This is a genomic window from Desulfobacterales bacterium, from assembly GCA_034520365.1.
GTDB lineage: Bacteria > Desulfobacterota > Desulfobacteria > Desulfobacterales > Desulfosalsimonadaceae > M55B175.
On record JAXHNP010000006.1, the window covers coordinates 484,526 to 498,771 of the forward strand.

A 14,246-nucleotide genomic window follows, 5' to 3' on the forward strand; every position below is an offset into this window, starting at 1 on the left:
TTTCAGTAAGGCACCCGGCCTACTCATCATCCGGGGTTGAAGGTTCCGACGCGTTTTCCGTCTCATCGGTTTCAACGGACTCATCGGTTTCAACGGATTTCTTTTCCTGCTTGCGCTGCCGCTTTTCCTCTTTCTTTTTTTTCTTTTCCAGTTCCTTCTGGCGTTTTTTGAACTGGTAGTGCGATTTTGCCATGGAATTTTCCTTTCTGGCGATTGGCCGGACAGAGATGCGCGATAAAAACGGGAATGGGCGTCGCGGCCCGGATCATGATCATGGCGGCCATTAAAAAAGGCATCCCCCGATTTACGGAAGATGCCTTTATCATACGAATTGCTTTAAAAAGCAGATTACTCGGCCGTCACGTTGGCAGCAGCAGGGCCTTTTGCGCCCTGCTCGATGTCAAAAGTCACGTTCGCCCCTTCGTTGAGGGATTTAAAGCCGGTCGCGTTGATTGCACTGTGATGCACAAATACGTCCGGTCCGTCTTCCTGCTCAATGAAGCCAAAACCTTTGCGGTCATTAAACCACTTTACTGTTCCGTTTGCCATGTTTACATCCTCCTTTCAGATAAATTCTCAAAATCTTAAACTGGAGGATGATACATTGGGTATGCAGCTTGGTCCTTCAGAAAAAAATCGACCTGCCGCTTAAAAGGCAGAGCCCGTGTTGATTATTACTAAAATAACATCTTTCCGGATAAACGCAAGCGATATTTTAAAAATAAATATAAGGGGTTCCGGCTCCCCGGTCTCAATAACGCCCCGTAGCTCTGCAATATTGAATTATCTCTTTGCGTTAATGGCGGTTTTGGTTTTCTTTTTGCCCGCTGGTCTGACCGAATTCTTCTTGTTTACCGCTTTTTTGGGGTTTGGTTTGCCGCTTTTGGCCGCTTTTTTAAAAGCCCCTTTTTTAGGAAAGGGTTTTTTGGGTTTGGCGGCCTCTCGTTCGGGCGCTTTTTCCGGCATCAGCATCGGAGCCTCTCCCTGCACCATTTTTGCCAAAGCCGCGGCGATATCCAGGGCCGGCACATCATGTTCCTGGCGGAACTGATCCATCAGTCCGTGAAAGAATCCAAGATCATTGGTGGCCAAAGTGTCCAGAATGGTCTGCTTGAACTGGGCGATGCGCTGATTGTTGATCATTTCGGTGGTCGGCAGTTCAAGCTGCTCAATCTCCTGGCGGGTGACGCTCTCAATGGCCCGAAGCATCCGACGCTCCCGCGGGGTGATAAAGAGAATCGCCTCTCCGGAACGGCCCGCCCGCCCGGTCCGGCCGATCCGGTGGACATAGGCTTCCGGGTCATACGGGGCATCGTAGTTGATTACGTGGCTGATCCGGTCCACATCCAGGCCCCGGGCGGCCACGTCCGTTGCCACCAGAATGTCCAAATGGCCTTCTTTCAGTCGGGAAAGGGTCTTCTCCCGCATGCTTTGCGATATATCCCCGTTTAATGCCGCGCACAGGTAGCCCCTGGCTTCCAGTCGCTTGGCCAGTTCCAGGGTGGCAATTTTGGTTCTCACAAAAATAAGCATCCCGTCAAAGGGTTCGGCTTCAAGGATCCGGGTCAGGGCATCCAGCTTGTGGTTTTCCCCCACGATCCGGTAGCGCTGACGGGTGGTGGCCACCGTCATGGTCTGTGACTTAATGGTGATCTGCGCGGGATGCTGCATGTATTTTTTGGCGATATTTCTGATGGGCTGGGGCACGGTGGCGGAAAAAAGCGCAATCTGGCGCTCCGGCGGTGTCTGCCCCAGGATCCATTCCACATCATCGATAAAGCCCATGCGGAGCATCTCATCGGCCTCGTCAAGCACCAGGGTCTGGACGGCGCCAAGCTTTAGTGATTTCCGCCGCATGTGATCCATGATGCGCCCGGGGGTGCCGACGACGACATGCACGCCCTGCTTCAGCCGGCGGAGCTGGCCGCTGTAGTCCTGGCCCCCGTATATGGGCAATACCCGGAAATTTTTCAGATGGGCGGCGTAGCGATAAAAAGATTCGGAGACCTGGATGGCCAGCTCCCGGGTGGGGGTTAATACCAGCGCCTGGGGTTCTGGATTCTTTAAGTCGATCCGGGACAGGATGGGCAGGGCAAAGGCCGCGGTTTTGCCGGTGCCGGTCTGGGCCTGGCCGATTAAGTCTTTTCCGGCCATAAGCTCGGGTATGGTTTTGGCCTGGATGGGCGTTGGCATTTCATAGCCGGCCGCATCCAAGGCTTTTAATAAGGGGGTGAAAATCTGTAGTCCGCCAAAGCCTGTGGCTTCGGCCGCTTGAGGGGTCAATGTCATGATATAATTCTTCTCTCTTTCAAAATGGAGTTATCCCTGCGATAGATGTTAACGGGAAATCATTGGCCTTTTTAACAACCTGGGTTCTCTGGACTTTCCGGCTTTTGCCGGATGATCAAGGGATGCGGGAGGGAAAAGCGGATATTTTGCCGTCAGCAGGGTAGGGACTGCTTATTTGATTCGAATGGCTTTTGCAACCTTTATTTTGATCTATTTTTTTTACCGCCTGTGTCTTTTCGGCGGGGGCTTTTTTTGCGGCCCGCGCTTTTCTTTTCAGCCGGCTTCTGCGGCAGAATCAGCCAGTTGTCATCCGGTTCGGTGCAGGGCAGGGGGCGCTCCATGAACTCCTCGATCTCCGGAATGTAAAAGGAGTCCTCTTCGTCTGCGAAGCTGATGGATGTGCCCGCTGCGCCGGCCCGGCCGGTGCGGCCGATGCGGTGAACATAGTCTTCCGGATCATGGGGCAGGTTATAATTGATCACATGGTCCATCGCCTCGATATGGATGCCCCGGGCCACGACATCGGTTGCCACGAGCACGCGGATTTTGTCGGACTTGAAGTCCGCAAGCCGCCGGCTCCGTTTCTCCTGGGGCACGTCCCCGGTGAGGATCTGGCTTTTGATGCCATGGCGGTTTAACTTGTCAGCCAGCCGCCTCACCCAATCCTTTCGGTTGCAGAAGACCAGCACCCGGCTGAGATCCTGCTGAACGATGATGTTGTAGAGCAGGGCGAATTTATTGTCGCTCGTCACAATATAGACGATTTGATCCACCGAATCCACCGCCACCTGTTCCGGCTCAATGGCCACATGGGTCGGGTTTTGGGTCCAGCTGGCCGCCAGGCGGGTGATGGGCTCGGTCAGGGTCGCGCTAAAGAGCATGGTCTGCCGGGTGCCCTTTTGGGGAGTGGCGTAGATGATTTTTCGGACATCCGGGATAAACCCCATGTCGAGCATCCGGTCCGCCTCATCGATGACCATGACTTCCACTTTTTTTAAATTAAGTACCCGGCGCCGGGAAAAATCAAGCAGACGGCCGGGGGTGGCCACAACAATGTCCGCCGGCCGGTCGGTGAGCTGTTTCTGCTGCTGCTTGAAATCCATGCCGCCGAAAATGGCAATGATGTTTAAATCGCAGTGCTTTGCGAGCTGTTTGGCCTCTTCGGTGACCTGCATCACAAGCTCCCGTGTGGGGGCAATGATTAATACCCGGGGCGTGCCTGATTTTCGCTTCTCCGTCATGGGGTTGTTTGTCAGGTGCGTGATGATTGAAATTAAAAACGCCGCGGTTTTGCCGGTACCGGTCTGAGCCCGGCCGAAGGCATCCCGGCCCGCCAGGGTGCTGGGCAGAATTTCAGCCTGGATGGGCGTGCAATACTTAAAGCCCAAATCATCGATGGCATGCATCAATGCATCCGGCAGGTCAAAGTCATGAAAACGGGTTTGGTTGGGATCGACCGGCACTTCGAATTGGGCCCGCTGCCATGTATCGGCGGCATTTGAATCGGTGGCTGTCGGCTCTCCTGAATCTGCGGCTGGGGTTTTGTCTGGGACTTCTATGTCAGAATTTTCATTTTCGGTTTGTGAGTTGTTATTCATCTGGGGTTTTGTCACACGTCTCCTGTCAATTAATTGTGATTTTAAAATTTATAAGTTTAGCATAAATAATTAAATCTATCATACATTTTTATAAATAGCCATGAATTATTTAAAATCAAGCCGATGATGTAAATTGCCTGACCTGAGCGACGCTATCCGGTGGATATTTTCTTTAATTGATCGGTGACAGCCGCGATAAGCCCGGGCTTTAACGCTTCGACCCGCTGGGTTTGGCCTTTCCGCACCGCCCGGAAAAACTGGCGGCAGGTCTGGTTGAGGCTGCCCGGCCAGGCGGCGGTATAGCCGGATTTTTCCCCGGCTGCGCCATTTATGCCGAACTGCGGCTGGTCGCGCCGGCTGTGCGCCCAGTTGATGACATGGGAAAAATAGATCAGTGCGCGGTCGATCAGGACAAACAGCAGTTGATCGTTTTGGGCGGGCCCCACCCGGATTTTTGCGCGTCCCAGGGGCAGCCCCCGGATTTTGGCCTTTGCCATCCGGTCCGTTCCGAATACCGCAGACCCCGCGCCGATGGCCCCGCCCAGGGCGGTAAACACGCCAAAGCTTAAACCCGCCAGCGCAAAATCAATATTCGCCCCGATTAATCCTCCGCCGGCGCCGGCTGCCGTGGCCAGCTGCCAGCGGTTTAACCCCAGGATCTGCCAGGTGCGCGAAGAGAATAGGTCTTCATTTAAAATCGACTGCGGCGGCAGCTCCAAATTGAAGATATTATGCTTGAACCGCTTTCTGATGCGTTTGTGCGCGGTCTGCTCCATTTTTTGGATGTCCGCCTGATATTTTTCCGCCAATTCCTGACGCACTTTGCTGATATGTTCCGCATCCCGGCAGGATTTTTTAACCTTATGCCCGGCCGCAGTTTCCACAAGTCCGGTGATGATATCCGCGGTCTCTGCCATGCGCTGGGCCCAGTCCTGCTTGAATGCGTCAATCACATAGGCGAGGGCGGGCTGCCAGTCCGGATCAATCATTTTAAGGGCCTCCAGCAGTTCGATCCGCTCGGCATAGGTGGCCCGCTGGGCGTCAAATATCCGGATGGCATTGAACTCTTTTCGGGCCGCTGCTTTCCAGTCTTCCAGGTAGGCCATATGGGTTTTGTCTTTGGGATTAATAATGGCCATTCGGGGAAGTCCGGAAAGCCTGAGGATCTCCATTTCCACCTGATCGGTCTTGCGGACCGGCCGGGAGCCGTCTGTTACAAAAATAATGCCCGCCCCGTCGGCAACCGGCGCCAGCAGCTCGCATTCATCGCTAAACTCCGGGTCATTTTGGTGGGTGCGGATGAATTCGGGGATCCGATCGGCCTCGGCGCCTTCAAAACTCTGCATCCAGGCGAGGGTGCGGCGGGGCTGTTGAAAGCCGGGTGTATCAATAAAGCGGATGATTTCCACCCCGTCAATAATTACCGGATATTCCCGGCATTTGCGGGTTTCCCCGGGCGTGGGGCTGATGCGCACGCTGTCGTCTTCAGCTAGCGTGGCCACCACCGATGATTTCCCCTCATTGGGATGACCGAGTATGGCGAAAACAGGGGTTCTATCCGTCACTATATTTCCTTCCAAAGGCTATTCGCCTAAAACCTCGGCTCTGACATACGGATCACCGAGTTTGGCAATGGCATGTTCCCAGATCATCCGGTCCGTGTCCGCCGGCGGCGTAAATATGGTGTGCGCCCCGGGCTTGCCGATCAGGCCGATGATCAGGCTGGTTTGGATGCCTGTTTTTTGGCGGATAGCGCCAATCCAGGAAAGCGTTTCCTGAATCGGCGGCTGCCACGCCTCCTGTATAATGACCCCCCGAATATCCGCCGGATTTAAATCGTCCGGAAGTTTCTCCTTGATCGCCCGGGCATCGGCATTCGGATCAAATCCGCAGATAATGGCGGTTTTCATGTCAAGCCCGAGCCGTATCTGAATTCGCTCCCTTAACTCATCATCCGGATATAGTCCGGCAAGGTCTTCCGGGATCAGTACGGCGGCCGGATCCAGGGCCGCCTCGGAAATTTTGGCGGATTTGGTGTCGGCTGATCTGTCATCCGACTCTGCATCGGATGGCTCGGCCCCCGGTTTTTTATAAGCCCGGCTCCGGGTGGTGATGCGCGGGGTTTTCATGGCTGAGAGCAGTTGGTCGCAGGCCGCATGTTGGAAGGATAGCCGATTTATGGCCCGGTGCTGCCGGATCATTGTAACCGTAAATATCAAAACCCGCGGGATCAAACCATAGAAGAGGACCGCAAGCAGCAGAAACGGCCACCAGGCCACAAGATCCGCATTATTCAGGTGCTGCATGCCTTCTTTTAGTACAAACTGGCTGCCTTCGATTTGCGAAACCGTGGGATGGGAAATGGCCGCCGGAAGAAACCAGGACCAGGGCAGCGCAATGGTATCCACAATGCGGTAGACGGTTTCCGCTGCCGGCTGCAGGGTGGACTGCCAGCCGAAGGCCAGATCCGTGATGGTAACCCTTAGCAGCAATACGCCGATGATGCCGGCATTAAAGCATATGCCAAAGATCTGGCCGATGATAAAAATGGGCCGGAACAGAATCGGGCCATAGATTGTCCGGCTCTGTCCGAGCATGCCGATCACCGCCTCGATCCGGGTCCGTCTGTCGGCTGACAGCGCGTTATACCGTGAATTGATGAGTTTATTGATAAAGCGCCGGAAAATGCCGATTAATAAGGGGTAAATCCCGCCGATGGATATGCCGGGGGCGATTTTGCGGAAAAGGCTTGATGCGCCGAGCAGGAGAAGCAGAACCAGCTGCGGGGCAATCATTACCCACAGGCAGGAAAAAATATTAATTGGATCGTCTCCGGCATAGGCCAGGAGCGATCCGCAAAGGCCGGCCCCGAAAAGAATGCCGAAAATACCGGTTATCCAGCGGGTCAGGCCAAGGATTTCCGCTGCCGCCGCTCCCGGCAGCACGGCCGGGTCAATGGCGGAGCTCTTGATTTCTTTGCGTTTCCGGGACAGCCAATACCTGAAAAGGGCCTTCCGGCGAATCGATTCCGCCTTTTCGGCCATATCCGGATGGTTTTCGATAAACGCCTGATAGATCTGCCGGTCCGCATCGCCTGTTGCATCATCCAGGTTTTGGCGGAAACGCTCCCGCAGCAGGTATTCAAAATCGATTATATCAGGGACGCGCCATTTCATGCGAATGTTTCCCGGGCAAGCTTTATGTTGTTATACACGGATCGTGCGCTTGCCGGTCAGTTTTTGAAGTTTCCCCAAAGTCTTTAAAAGCCTCTTTGGCGGGCCGATGGGTTTTCCCATCAGGCGCCAGGTGATCAACTCAATGATCATGTTGCGCTTCTCTTCCATGGGCTTCATATAGGCGAAGTCGTACTTTGCCGGCCCTATCTTGAGCCGGCCCAGCAGCCATAAAGAGGTGCCGGCCATGGTGAGCTGATCCGCCCAGGTTTCCACGTCATCCACTAAAAATCCCAGCTGCTGCACCACAATGCGGCCGTCCGGATCCAGGCTCCGGGTATAAAATTCCGATCCATCCAGCGGTTCCAGGAGTTCAAGCTCAATGCCCTGATAATAGGCAAGCCCGAGTCTGCCCTGGATGGCTTTTTTATCCCCCCGTTCCATCCAGAATACCGGTGAGCCGGCGGCAATAAAAAACGGCCCGATGCCTTGGGCTTCCAGCTCTTTGGCGGCGGCTTCCACATCTTCCACCAAGAGCCCCAGCTGATGGATCTGGGGCAGCCCGTGCGTTTTTCTGAAGTCCGCCGCCAGTTCTTCTACCGCCTGGCGGAAATCCGTTGCCTTCAGCAGATCATCAAGATAAATCATGGCATCGTCCTATACTTAAAAGTCGCAGTTTGGCTTCCGATAACAACAGAAAATACGATACGAGAATTACATAACATTTTATAACGCATTGCATCAATGATTAATTCGGAAATGGTTCCGGCCAAAATTAGAATATTTTTGATTGATTCCTCTGGCGTTCATATCTTATAACAACCACCAAGGCCACGCCAATAACGAATGAATATCAAATAATTCTAAACACTTTGTATGAGGCCAGATTCCTCATCGGATAAATGTTATGCCAACGAGTAGCCAGCGTATCGAATATTACCGTCATGCCGTCGCCCTAATTCCCGAGCCCGGTAATCAGGATCCGGGCGCGGCCATCTGGGTGAGCAGAGAAAAGGGCGCGGCCGGTTCCATGAACTGCAACTGCCGGGCGTATAAAGAAAACCGCACCTGCGCCCATATCCAAGAACTGTCTCAAATGATTCCGGAAATCGGCAGCGCGCCGGATTTTGACACCCCGTTTCGACAGAGTACCTGGTGTGAACTGGCGGCTGCGCTGCATGCGGCATTCCGGGTGGAGCCCCGAAATCTGAGTGTTTTGAATCAGAATGGGTCAGATGAGGAGCGGGAATTGCTTTGTCTGGCCCCGCCAGCCGGCGGCTGGCAGATCGTTTATTTTCCGGGCCATCGGGTTTCCGACGGCAGTATCACCGAGCGGGATCTTCTGCTCCAGCGCTGCGACCTGCATCCGGAAGAGGCCGATGCGCTGCACCGGGGCCGGATTCTTGGCACGCTGGCGCGCATGACGCTCACCGAATCTGAGGAGGATATGGCATATGCAGGATTTCAGACCCGTCGGCAGGCCTTTGAGTCCGGTTTTTGGTATCGGTTCGCGTATCATTGCTACCGGCTCAGCGGGGATGCCGGGGTTATGCTCAAGGCGGAAAGCAATGAAAAAGACGGTTCAATAGTCATTCGCTGCCTGTATGACAGCCAGCCGATGTTCGATTTGACCCTGCCCCGGGACCGGGCCCATCGGGTTATTTCCAAACTCGGCTGGCATCTGGAAAACCGCGATGATTTTCAGTTGTATCCCGAAGCCCTGGCATCCATTGCCTGGGTAACCGCAGACGCCGAACACAACCTCATCATCACCCTCTACTTTCGGCTAACCCTGCCGGACGGCGGCACTGAACTGATTGAACGCAGGAAACTGAGCAAATTCTGGTATAAGGATGCTGTTTACTTTCCGGAAAAAGGTTTTTTCGCCACCGTCAAAAAGCCTGATCCGCTTTGGGAGAAATTTGGCGGCAAATACCGTAAAAAGATCAAGAAGCACCGGGTGCCGGAAGTGCTGGATCGAATCGGCACCGACCTGTTTCGCCCGCCGCATATTGTGGATGACAGCGTCAAACAGATGCAGGTGCACACGGTCTGTCACTCCATTGACCTCTCCCCTGAGGCGCTTGATCGGGATTGGTGCTGGCTCTCCATTGATTACGGGTTTGGCGGGGATGCAAAAGTAAGTCTGGCCGAGCTTTATCAGGCCAAAAAATCCGGCAAGCGGTTTCTTCCCGTATCCAATGGCTGGGTGGATGCCCGGGCATTTAATCTGGATAACTTGACCGGTCAGCCGGCCAATCCAATTCTCGATCAGCTGGAAAATCCGGCCGATGCCTTGAAGCTTAGCCGACTGGATCTGTTCCGGCTCAAGGCGTCCGCGGATGCGGAACTCACGGTTTCAGGGGGTGATTCAGCGGAAAGCCGGGAACTCGCCGACATATTGGAACTAAAGCCTCCGGCCGCTTATTCCAAACCGGACGGCATGGCATCGGATTTGCGCAATTACCAGAAGGTGGGGACGGAATGGCTCCTGTTTCTTTATGAGAACCGATTCGGGGGGCTGCTCTGCGATGATATGGGCTTGGGCAAGACCCATCAGGTGATGGCCCTGATGGCCTGGCTTGTGGAAAATCGCGGGGAATCCGCTCCTTTTCTGGTGGTTTGCCCGACCAGCGTGATCTCGCACTGGGAACGGAAGATAAGCGAGCATGCCCCCGGATTGACGCCAATGGTCTATCACGGGGCGGCCCGGGAGCTTGACGGTGTCGATCTTCCGGGCCGGGTGCTGATTACCTCATACGGCATCCTTTTCCGGGATATCGCGGAGCTGTCCGGCTATCGGTTTGCCATGGCCGCGTTTGATGAGGCCCAGGCAATAAAAAATCCAGCCACCAAATCCTATGCTGCCGCCCAGGCCATTAATGCCCGCATCAAACTCGGGGTGACCGGCACCCCGATTGAAAACCGTCTGTCCGAACTAAAAGCCCTAATGGACCTTTGTCTGCCCGGTTATCTGGGCGCTGATGAGGCCTTTGACTCACGCTACGGAAATCTTGACGGCCGGGGGCATGCAAAGCGCCGAAAAATCGAATTAAACCGGATGATCGCGCCGTTTACCCTCCGGCGGCTCAAGTCCTCGGTGTTGACCGAATTGCCGGAAAAAATCGAAGATATCCGCTACTGCCGGCTCACCGGCACCCAGGTCCGGCTGTACCGGGAGGCGGTCAATGATCGGGGCGGAGGCGTGCTCAGCAGCCTTGAAAAAGCGGATGCGGATATCCCTTATATCCACATTTTTGCTTTGTTAACCCTTCTTAAACAGATTTGCGATCACCCGGCAATTATCGATTCGGATCGTTTTCAGACCGGGAAACTGCCGCTGGACTCCGGCAAATGGGAGCTTTTTACGGAGCTGCTTTCCAACTGCCTGGAAACCGGTCAAAAGGTAGTGGTGTACAGCCAGTTTGTGGCCATGATCCGGATGATTGAATCCTATTTAAAAGACAGCGGCATTGATGGGGTTAGTCTGACCGGTGCCACGCGGAACCGGAAACAGGTGATTGACCGGTTCAACGAGGATCCGGCCTGCCGCGTATTTGTCGGCAGCTTAAAAGCGGGCGGCACAGGCATTGATTTAACCGCCGGCTCGGTTGTGATCCATTACGACCGCTGGTGGAATGCCGCCAAGGAGGACCAGGCAACGGACCGGGTGCACCGGATCGGCCAGAAACGCGGGGTCCAGGTTTTCAAACTGGTGACCGAAGGCACCCTTGAAGAAAAGATATCGGCCATTATTGCCCGCAAAAAGCATCTCATGGCGGATATTGTAAAAGAAGACGATCCCGGGGTGCTTAAAACCTTTTCGCGCAATGAACTGATGGATCTGCTGACTGTGCCGGATTCGAATTTTTAGAGCGATAGGCTCCGCTTGCCCGTCAGTTTTTCAATCCACGGCTGGCAGGCTGCTTTTCATCTGGCAAATTTAATTAAAAACGCGGCCGCCCATCCCCAGATCAGGTTAAACACGATCACAAACACAGGGGTCAGCAGACCAAGCTCCAGGCCCAGATAACCCTTATGGGCCTGTATCGGAAAGACCACCAAAAGCTGGGCAATGGTCGGAAATATGCTTAAAAATGCCCCCTTTGCCAATGGCCGGGCATTCCAGATGGGCAGCAGAAATAAAAAGCCCCAGATCCCGCCCCAGACAATCCGCGGATAGATCCATGCCGGGGTTAATGCGGGCGCCATGGCCACGCCGAAAACATCCGTGATACCGTATTTTCCGGAAAGCCAGACGACCAGGCTGTTAACCAGCGCCCCTGCGCAGCCGGCAGCAAAGCAGATCATGATTTTTCGCATATGGTTTCCCTTTCAAGCAGTTTCACGGGTTTGAAGTTCAGGCGGCTGTGTCTGAGACCGTTAAAACAATTTTTCCCTCCACCGCTCCTTCTTCAATCAGCTCGTGGGCGCGCCTGACGTCTGCCAATGGCATGCGTTCGGAAATGATGACCAGAACTTTGACGCGCACTTCGCCGGGGCCGGGCTCCGGAAGTTTGTCCGCCTCAACCATTTTAAGTACGTCCCGGCCGCCGAACTGATTGATGATAATCCGTTTATAGCCCATTGATTATTCCGGCTGCATTGTTTGGGCATGAAAGCCATTGCTTATTGTTTAAAATATTATAGGCAATGCGGATATGTTTTTCTTTGAACATTTTTTTGCGATCTCCCCATTCGTAGGTTTTTTTGGCAGCTTGATCATAATTAACAGCCCCTTCCTTTGTTACCACCCAATGGACGGTAGATAACAATTCCATGCCAAATGGGGTTTCGAAGCCTTCAATTAATTGAGAGACCCGGTCCAATCGGCTGTGGCTGTCTTGGTTGGGTTTAAGAAAATCTTCAGCCGCCGCCATCGCTCGGGGGCGGGGTTCAATTGCTTTGTCGGGCTTATCTTCTGCATCCCCGTATCCATCGATGAAATGTCCTTCAATATGAGACATCACATGGCGCAGGTTTGTTGCGTAGGGTCCGTAGATGCCTTTTTCATAGCGCAATTGCAAGGGTTGACCGGATTCCTGCATAAAATACATTAACTTGTGAATTTCAAGCAGTGTCACTGAAGGATCCATCAGGGCAGCTAAGTATCGACGTACAAGACAAAGCAGAGCGGCCCGGCCTTGGGTCATATTCGGGGATTTAGGTTGTTTGACCATTTCTTTTGCTTCAGGTGTCCCCCGCGGCTCGAAGATAACTGTTCGGATGTCATGGAGGTCAGATAAATATTTTATGATAAGGTTTTTTACCGTATCCCAATTCAGACCCCCCAAGCCGGCCCCAAGAGGTGGTATGGCGATGGATTCAATCTTTAGGCGCTGAATTTCATCCACTAGAGATTTAAGGCCCGCCTCTATATCCTCGATCCGGCTTTTTCCGCGCCAATGCCTTTTGGTCGGCACGTTAATGATATAATAAGGCGGAAAAAGACTATTTATTTCATAAGTCAATACCTTGCCCGGCCACAATTCATTCTTATCACAGACTTTTTTGTAGTATGTGAACATTTCCGGATAGGCCTTTTTGAATTGCAAGGCGATGCCCCTTCCCATGACACCTACACAGTTCACCGTGTTTACGAGAGCATCTGTCTTTGCTTTCAGAATGTCGCCCTTATGGAATTCAATCATGCCAGACTCCTCTTTTCTCAATAATACCAATCCGGCTCAACCCTTACTGCAGGTTGGTGAAATGAATCGGCGATTATTTCTTGAACATCATCTGCAACCTTTTGATAAAGCACACCGATTTTTTCAATTAAGTGCCAAGGAAACCATTCATGCATCAAAAATTCCGCCTGCTTTCCCTCTTTGATTCGGTAGCTCCTAAAATCTGTGGCATTGATGGACTCCCAATTCAATTCATGCAGCTTATCCAAATCGTTTAGAAATTCCGCATAGTATGCACCGGCATTACAATCGGTAAAAGCCCATTTTTTGTTCACGGATTCGGCCCATTCCACGACATCATGCAAATCCGCCACCAAGTGTACAATGGGTCCCTGCCCGCCACTATAACTGAGTTCAGGATAATTCCCCATATGAATAATATAGAGCATGATTGATCGCGGGCAAAAATAGAAGGGGACGTAATCGCCAACCTTTGTGCCCGGATGGCAGGAAACTTCAATATCATATAGCCGTCGGTGCTTAATATTTGACAGGCCCACAAGTTCACACCCCAGGCCTTGTTGAAGCCGCATCGCGTCTGACCAGAGCTTATCTGCCTCAATAATGCCCGGAAGATTATTGACATGGGTAATGTGATAGATCTTCGGTTTTTCAGGCGCATTCGGCAATTATAATATTTATCCCCATTAGCTGGTGTCACCCTCGAATTAATAATCGATATCTTGGCACCGGTTTATATTTTTTAGAATATCGATTTTATAATGATGTTTCAATTGTTTATGTCTAAACTGCGTTGTATCCTGAAGCATTAAACCCGCAGTTGCAAATTTGCTATGGGTTTAATCGTTGTTTCAATTTTGCAGCTCGCTGTTTTCCAAAAAACTGTAATGCCCTTTTCGGCCGAAAATAATATGGTCCAGCACATTAATGCCGAGGGTTTCGCCGGCCTCTCTTAGTTGAGAAGTAAGCAGCATATCCTCCCGGCTGGGGGTGAGATCGCCGGCGGGATGATTATGCGCAATAATCACGGCCGAGGCCCGATCCGTTATGGGATCGGCAAAAACTTCCCGGGGATGGACATGCGTCTTGTTGACCAGACCGATCGAAACGACCCGGGTGGCAATCACTTCATTGGCGCCGTTCAGGGAGATACAGAGAAAGTGCTCCTGCTTGCGGTCACTGTAATGGCGGATCAGGGGCAGCACGTCGATCGGCGAGTTGATCTTTATACCTTCCGGCCGGATACGCCGGCGGGCAAATTCCAGGGCAGCCGCAATAAGCGCCGCCTTGGCCGGCCCCACCCCTTCTAACCGCTGAAAATCGGCCAAAGCCGGTCTGCCCTGATGGTCATCCACGAGTTTGACAATCCGCCTGGCGATGGTCATGACATCATGCCCCTGTGTACCAAAGCCCAGCAATACGGCCACCAGTTCTTCGTCAGATAAGGCCCCGGCGCCTTTTGTGTGGATTTTTTCCCGAGGCCGGTCATTTACCGGCAAGTCAGCGATGCGTTTGGCCATTTACATTCCCTCATT

The 14,246-nt window shown here is 53.0% G+C and carries 13 protein-coding genes; 1 reads left to right on the forward strand and 12 read right to left on the reverse strand.

Features of this window, described 5'->3' with window-relative positions:
- Positions 1 to 19: 19 nt before the first annotated feature.
- The 7 genes from U5L07_10290 to U5L07_10320 all read right to left on the reverse strand — a co-directional run bounded on the left by U5L07_10290 (position 20) and on the right by U5L07_10320 (position 7,708).
- Complete coding sequence (locus U5L07_10290) at positions 20 to 193, reverse strand: hypothetical protein (GenBank protein MDZ7832128.1); 174 nt, start codon at positions 191 to 193, stop codon at positions 20 to 22.
- 155 nt (positions 194 to 348) lie between these two features.
- The gene (locus U5L07_10295; protein MDZ7832129.1) at positions 349 to 549 is read right to left on the reverse strand and encodes a cold-shock protein; all 201 of its coding nucleotides are present in this window, start codon (positions 547 to 549) and stop codon (positions 349 to 351) included.
- 234 nt (positions 550 to 783) lie between these two features.
- Positions 784 to 2,289 (reverse strand): DEAD/DEAH box helicase, encoded by a 1,506-nt coding sequence (locus tag U5L07_10300; protein ID MDZ7832130.1) that lies wholly within the window; start codon positions 2,287 to 2,289, stop codon positions 784 to 786.
- Between the two features lie 200 nt (positions 2,290 to 2,489).
- A complete protein-coding gene (locus U5L07_10305) occupies positions 2,490 to 3,902 on the reverse strand; it encodes a DEAD/DEAH box helicase (GenBank protein MDZ7832131.1) in 1,413 nt (470 codons plus the stop codon).
- Positions 3,903 to 4,039: 137 nt separating this feature from the next.
- Complete coding sequence (locus tag U5L07_10310) at positions 4,040 to 5,452, reverse strand: GTPase/DUF3482 domain-containing protein (protein MDZ7832132.1); 1,413 nt, start codon at positions 5,450 to 5,452, stop codon at positions 4,040 to 4,042.
- Positions 5,453 to 5,470: 18 nt separating this feature from the next.
- A complete protein-coding gene (locus U5L07_10315) occupies positions 5,471 to 7,063 on the reverse strand; it encodes a DUF2868 domain-containing protein (protein ID MDZ7832133.1) in 1,593 nt (530 codons plus the stop codon).
- 30 nt (positions 7,064 to 7,093) lie between these two features.
- Positions 7,094 to 7,708 carry a VOC family protein gene (locus tag U5L07_10320; GenBank protein MDZ7832134.1) on the reverse strand — a complete coding sequence of 205 codons (615 nt, stop codon included), beginning with the start codon at positions 7,706 to 7,708 and terminating at the stop codon, positions 7,094 to 7,096.
- A gap of 259 nt (positions 7,709 to 7,967) precedes the next feature.
- Here U5L07_10320 and U5L07_10325 point away from each other — a divergent pair, with 259 nt between their 5' ends.
- Positions 7,968 to 10,934 carry a DEAD/DEAH box helicase gene (locus U5L07_10325; protein ID MDZ7832135.1) on the forward strand — a complete coding sequence of 989 codons (2,967 nt, stop codon included), beginning with the start codon at positions 7,968 to 7,970 and terminating at the stop codon, positions 10,932 to 10,934.
- 56 nt (positions 10,935 to 10,990) lie between these two features.
- Here U5L07_10325 and U5L07_10330 read toward each other — a convergent pair whose 3' ends face one another.
- The 5 genes from U5L07_10330 to radC form a co-directional block, all read right to left on the reverse strand.
- Positions 10,991 to 11,383: a hypothetical protein gene (locus U5L07_10330; GenBank protein MDZ7832136.1), complete on the reverse strand. Its 393-nt coding sequence runs from the start codon at positions 11,381 to 11,383 to the stop codon at positions 10,991 to 10,993.
- Positions 11,384 to 11,420: 37 nt separating this feature from the next.
- The gene (locus U5L07_10335) at positions 11,421 to 11,648 is read right to left on the reverse strand and encodes a zinc-binding dehydrogenase (GenBank protein MDZ7832137.1); all 228 of its coding nucleotides are present in this window, start codon (positions 11,646 to 11,648) and stop codon (positions 11,421 to 11,423) included.
- Positions 11,638 to 12,711 (reverse strand): macro domain-containing protein, encoded by a 1,074-nt coding sequence (locus U5L07_10340; protein MDZ7832138.1) that lies wholly within the window; start codon positions 12,709 to 12,711, stop codon positions 11,638 to 11,640. Before U5L07_10340 ends, U5L07_10335 begins: the two co-directional genes overlap by 11 nt.
- Positions 12,712 to 12,728: 17 nt before the next feature.
- A complete protein-coding gene (locus tag U5L07_10345) occupies positions 12,729 to 13,379 on the reverse strand; it encodes a DUF4433 domain-containing protein (protein ID MDZ7832139.1) in 651 nt (216 codons plus the stop codon).
- Positions 13,380 to 13,562: 183 nt separating this feature from the next.
- Positions 13,563 to 14,231: a DNA repair protein RadC gene (radC, locus tag U5L07_10350; GenBank protein MDZ7832140.1), complete on the reverse strand. Its 669-nt coding sequence runs from the start codon at positions 14,229 to 14,231 to the stop codon at positions 13,563 to 13,565.
- Between the last annotated feature and the right edge of the window lie 15 nt (positions 14,232 to 14,246).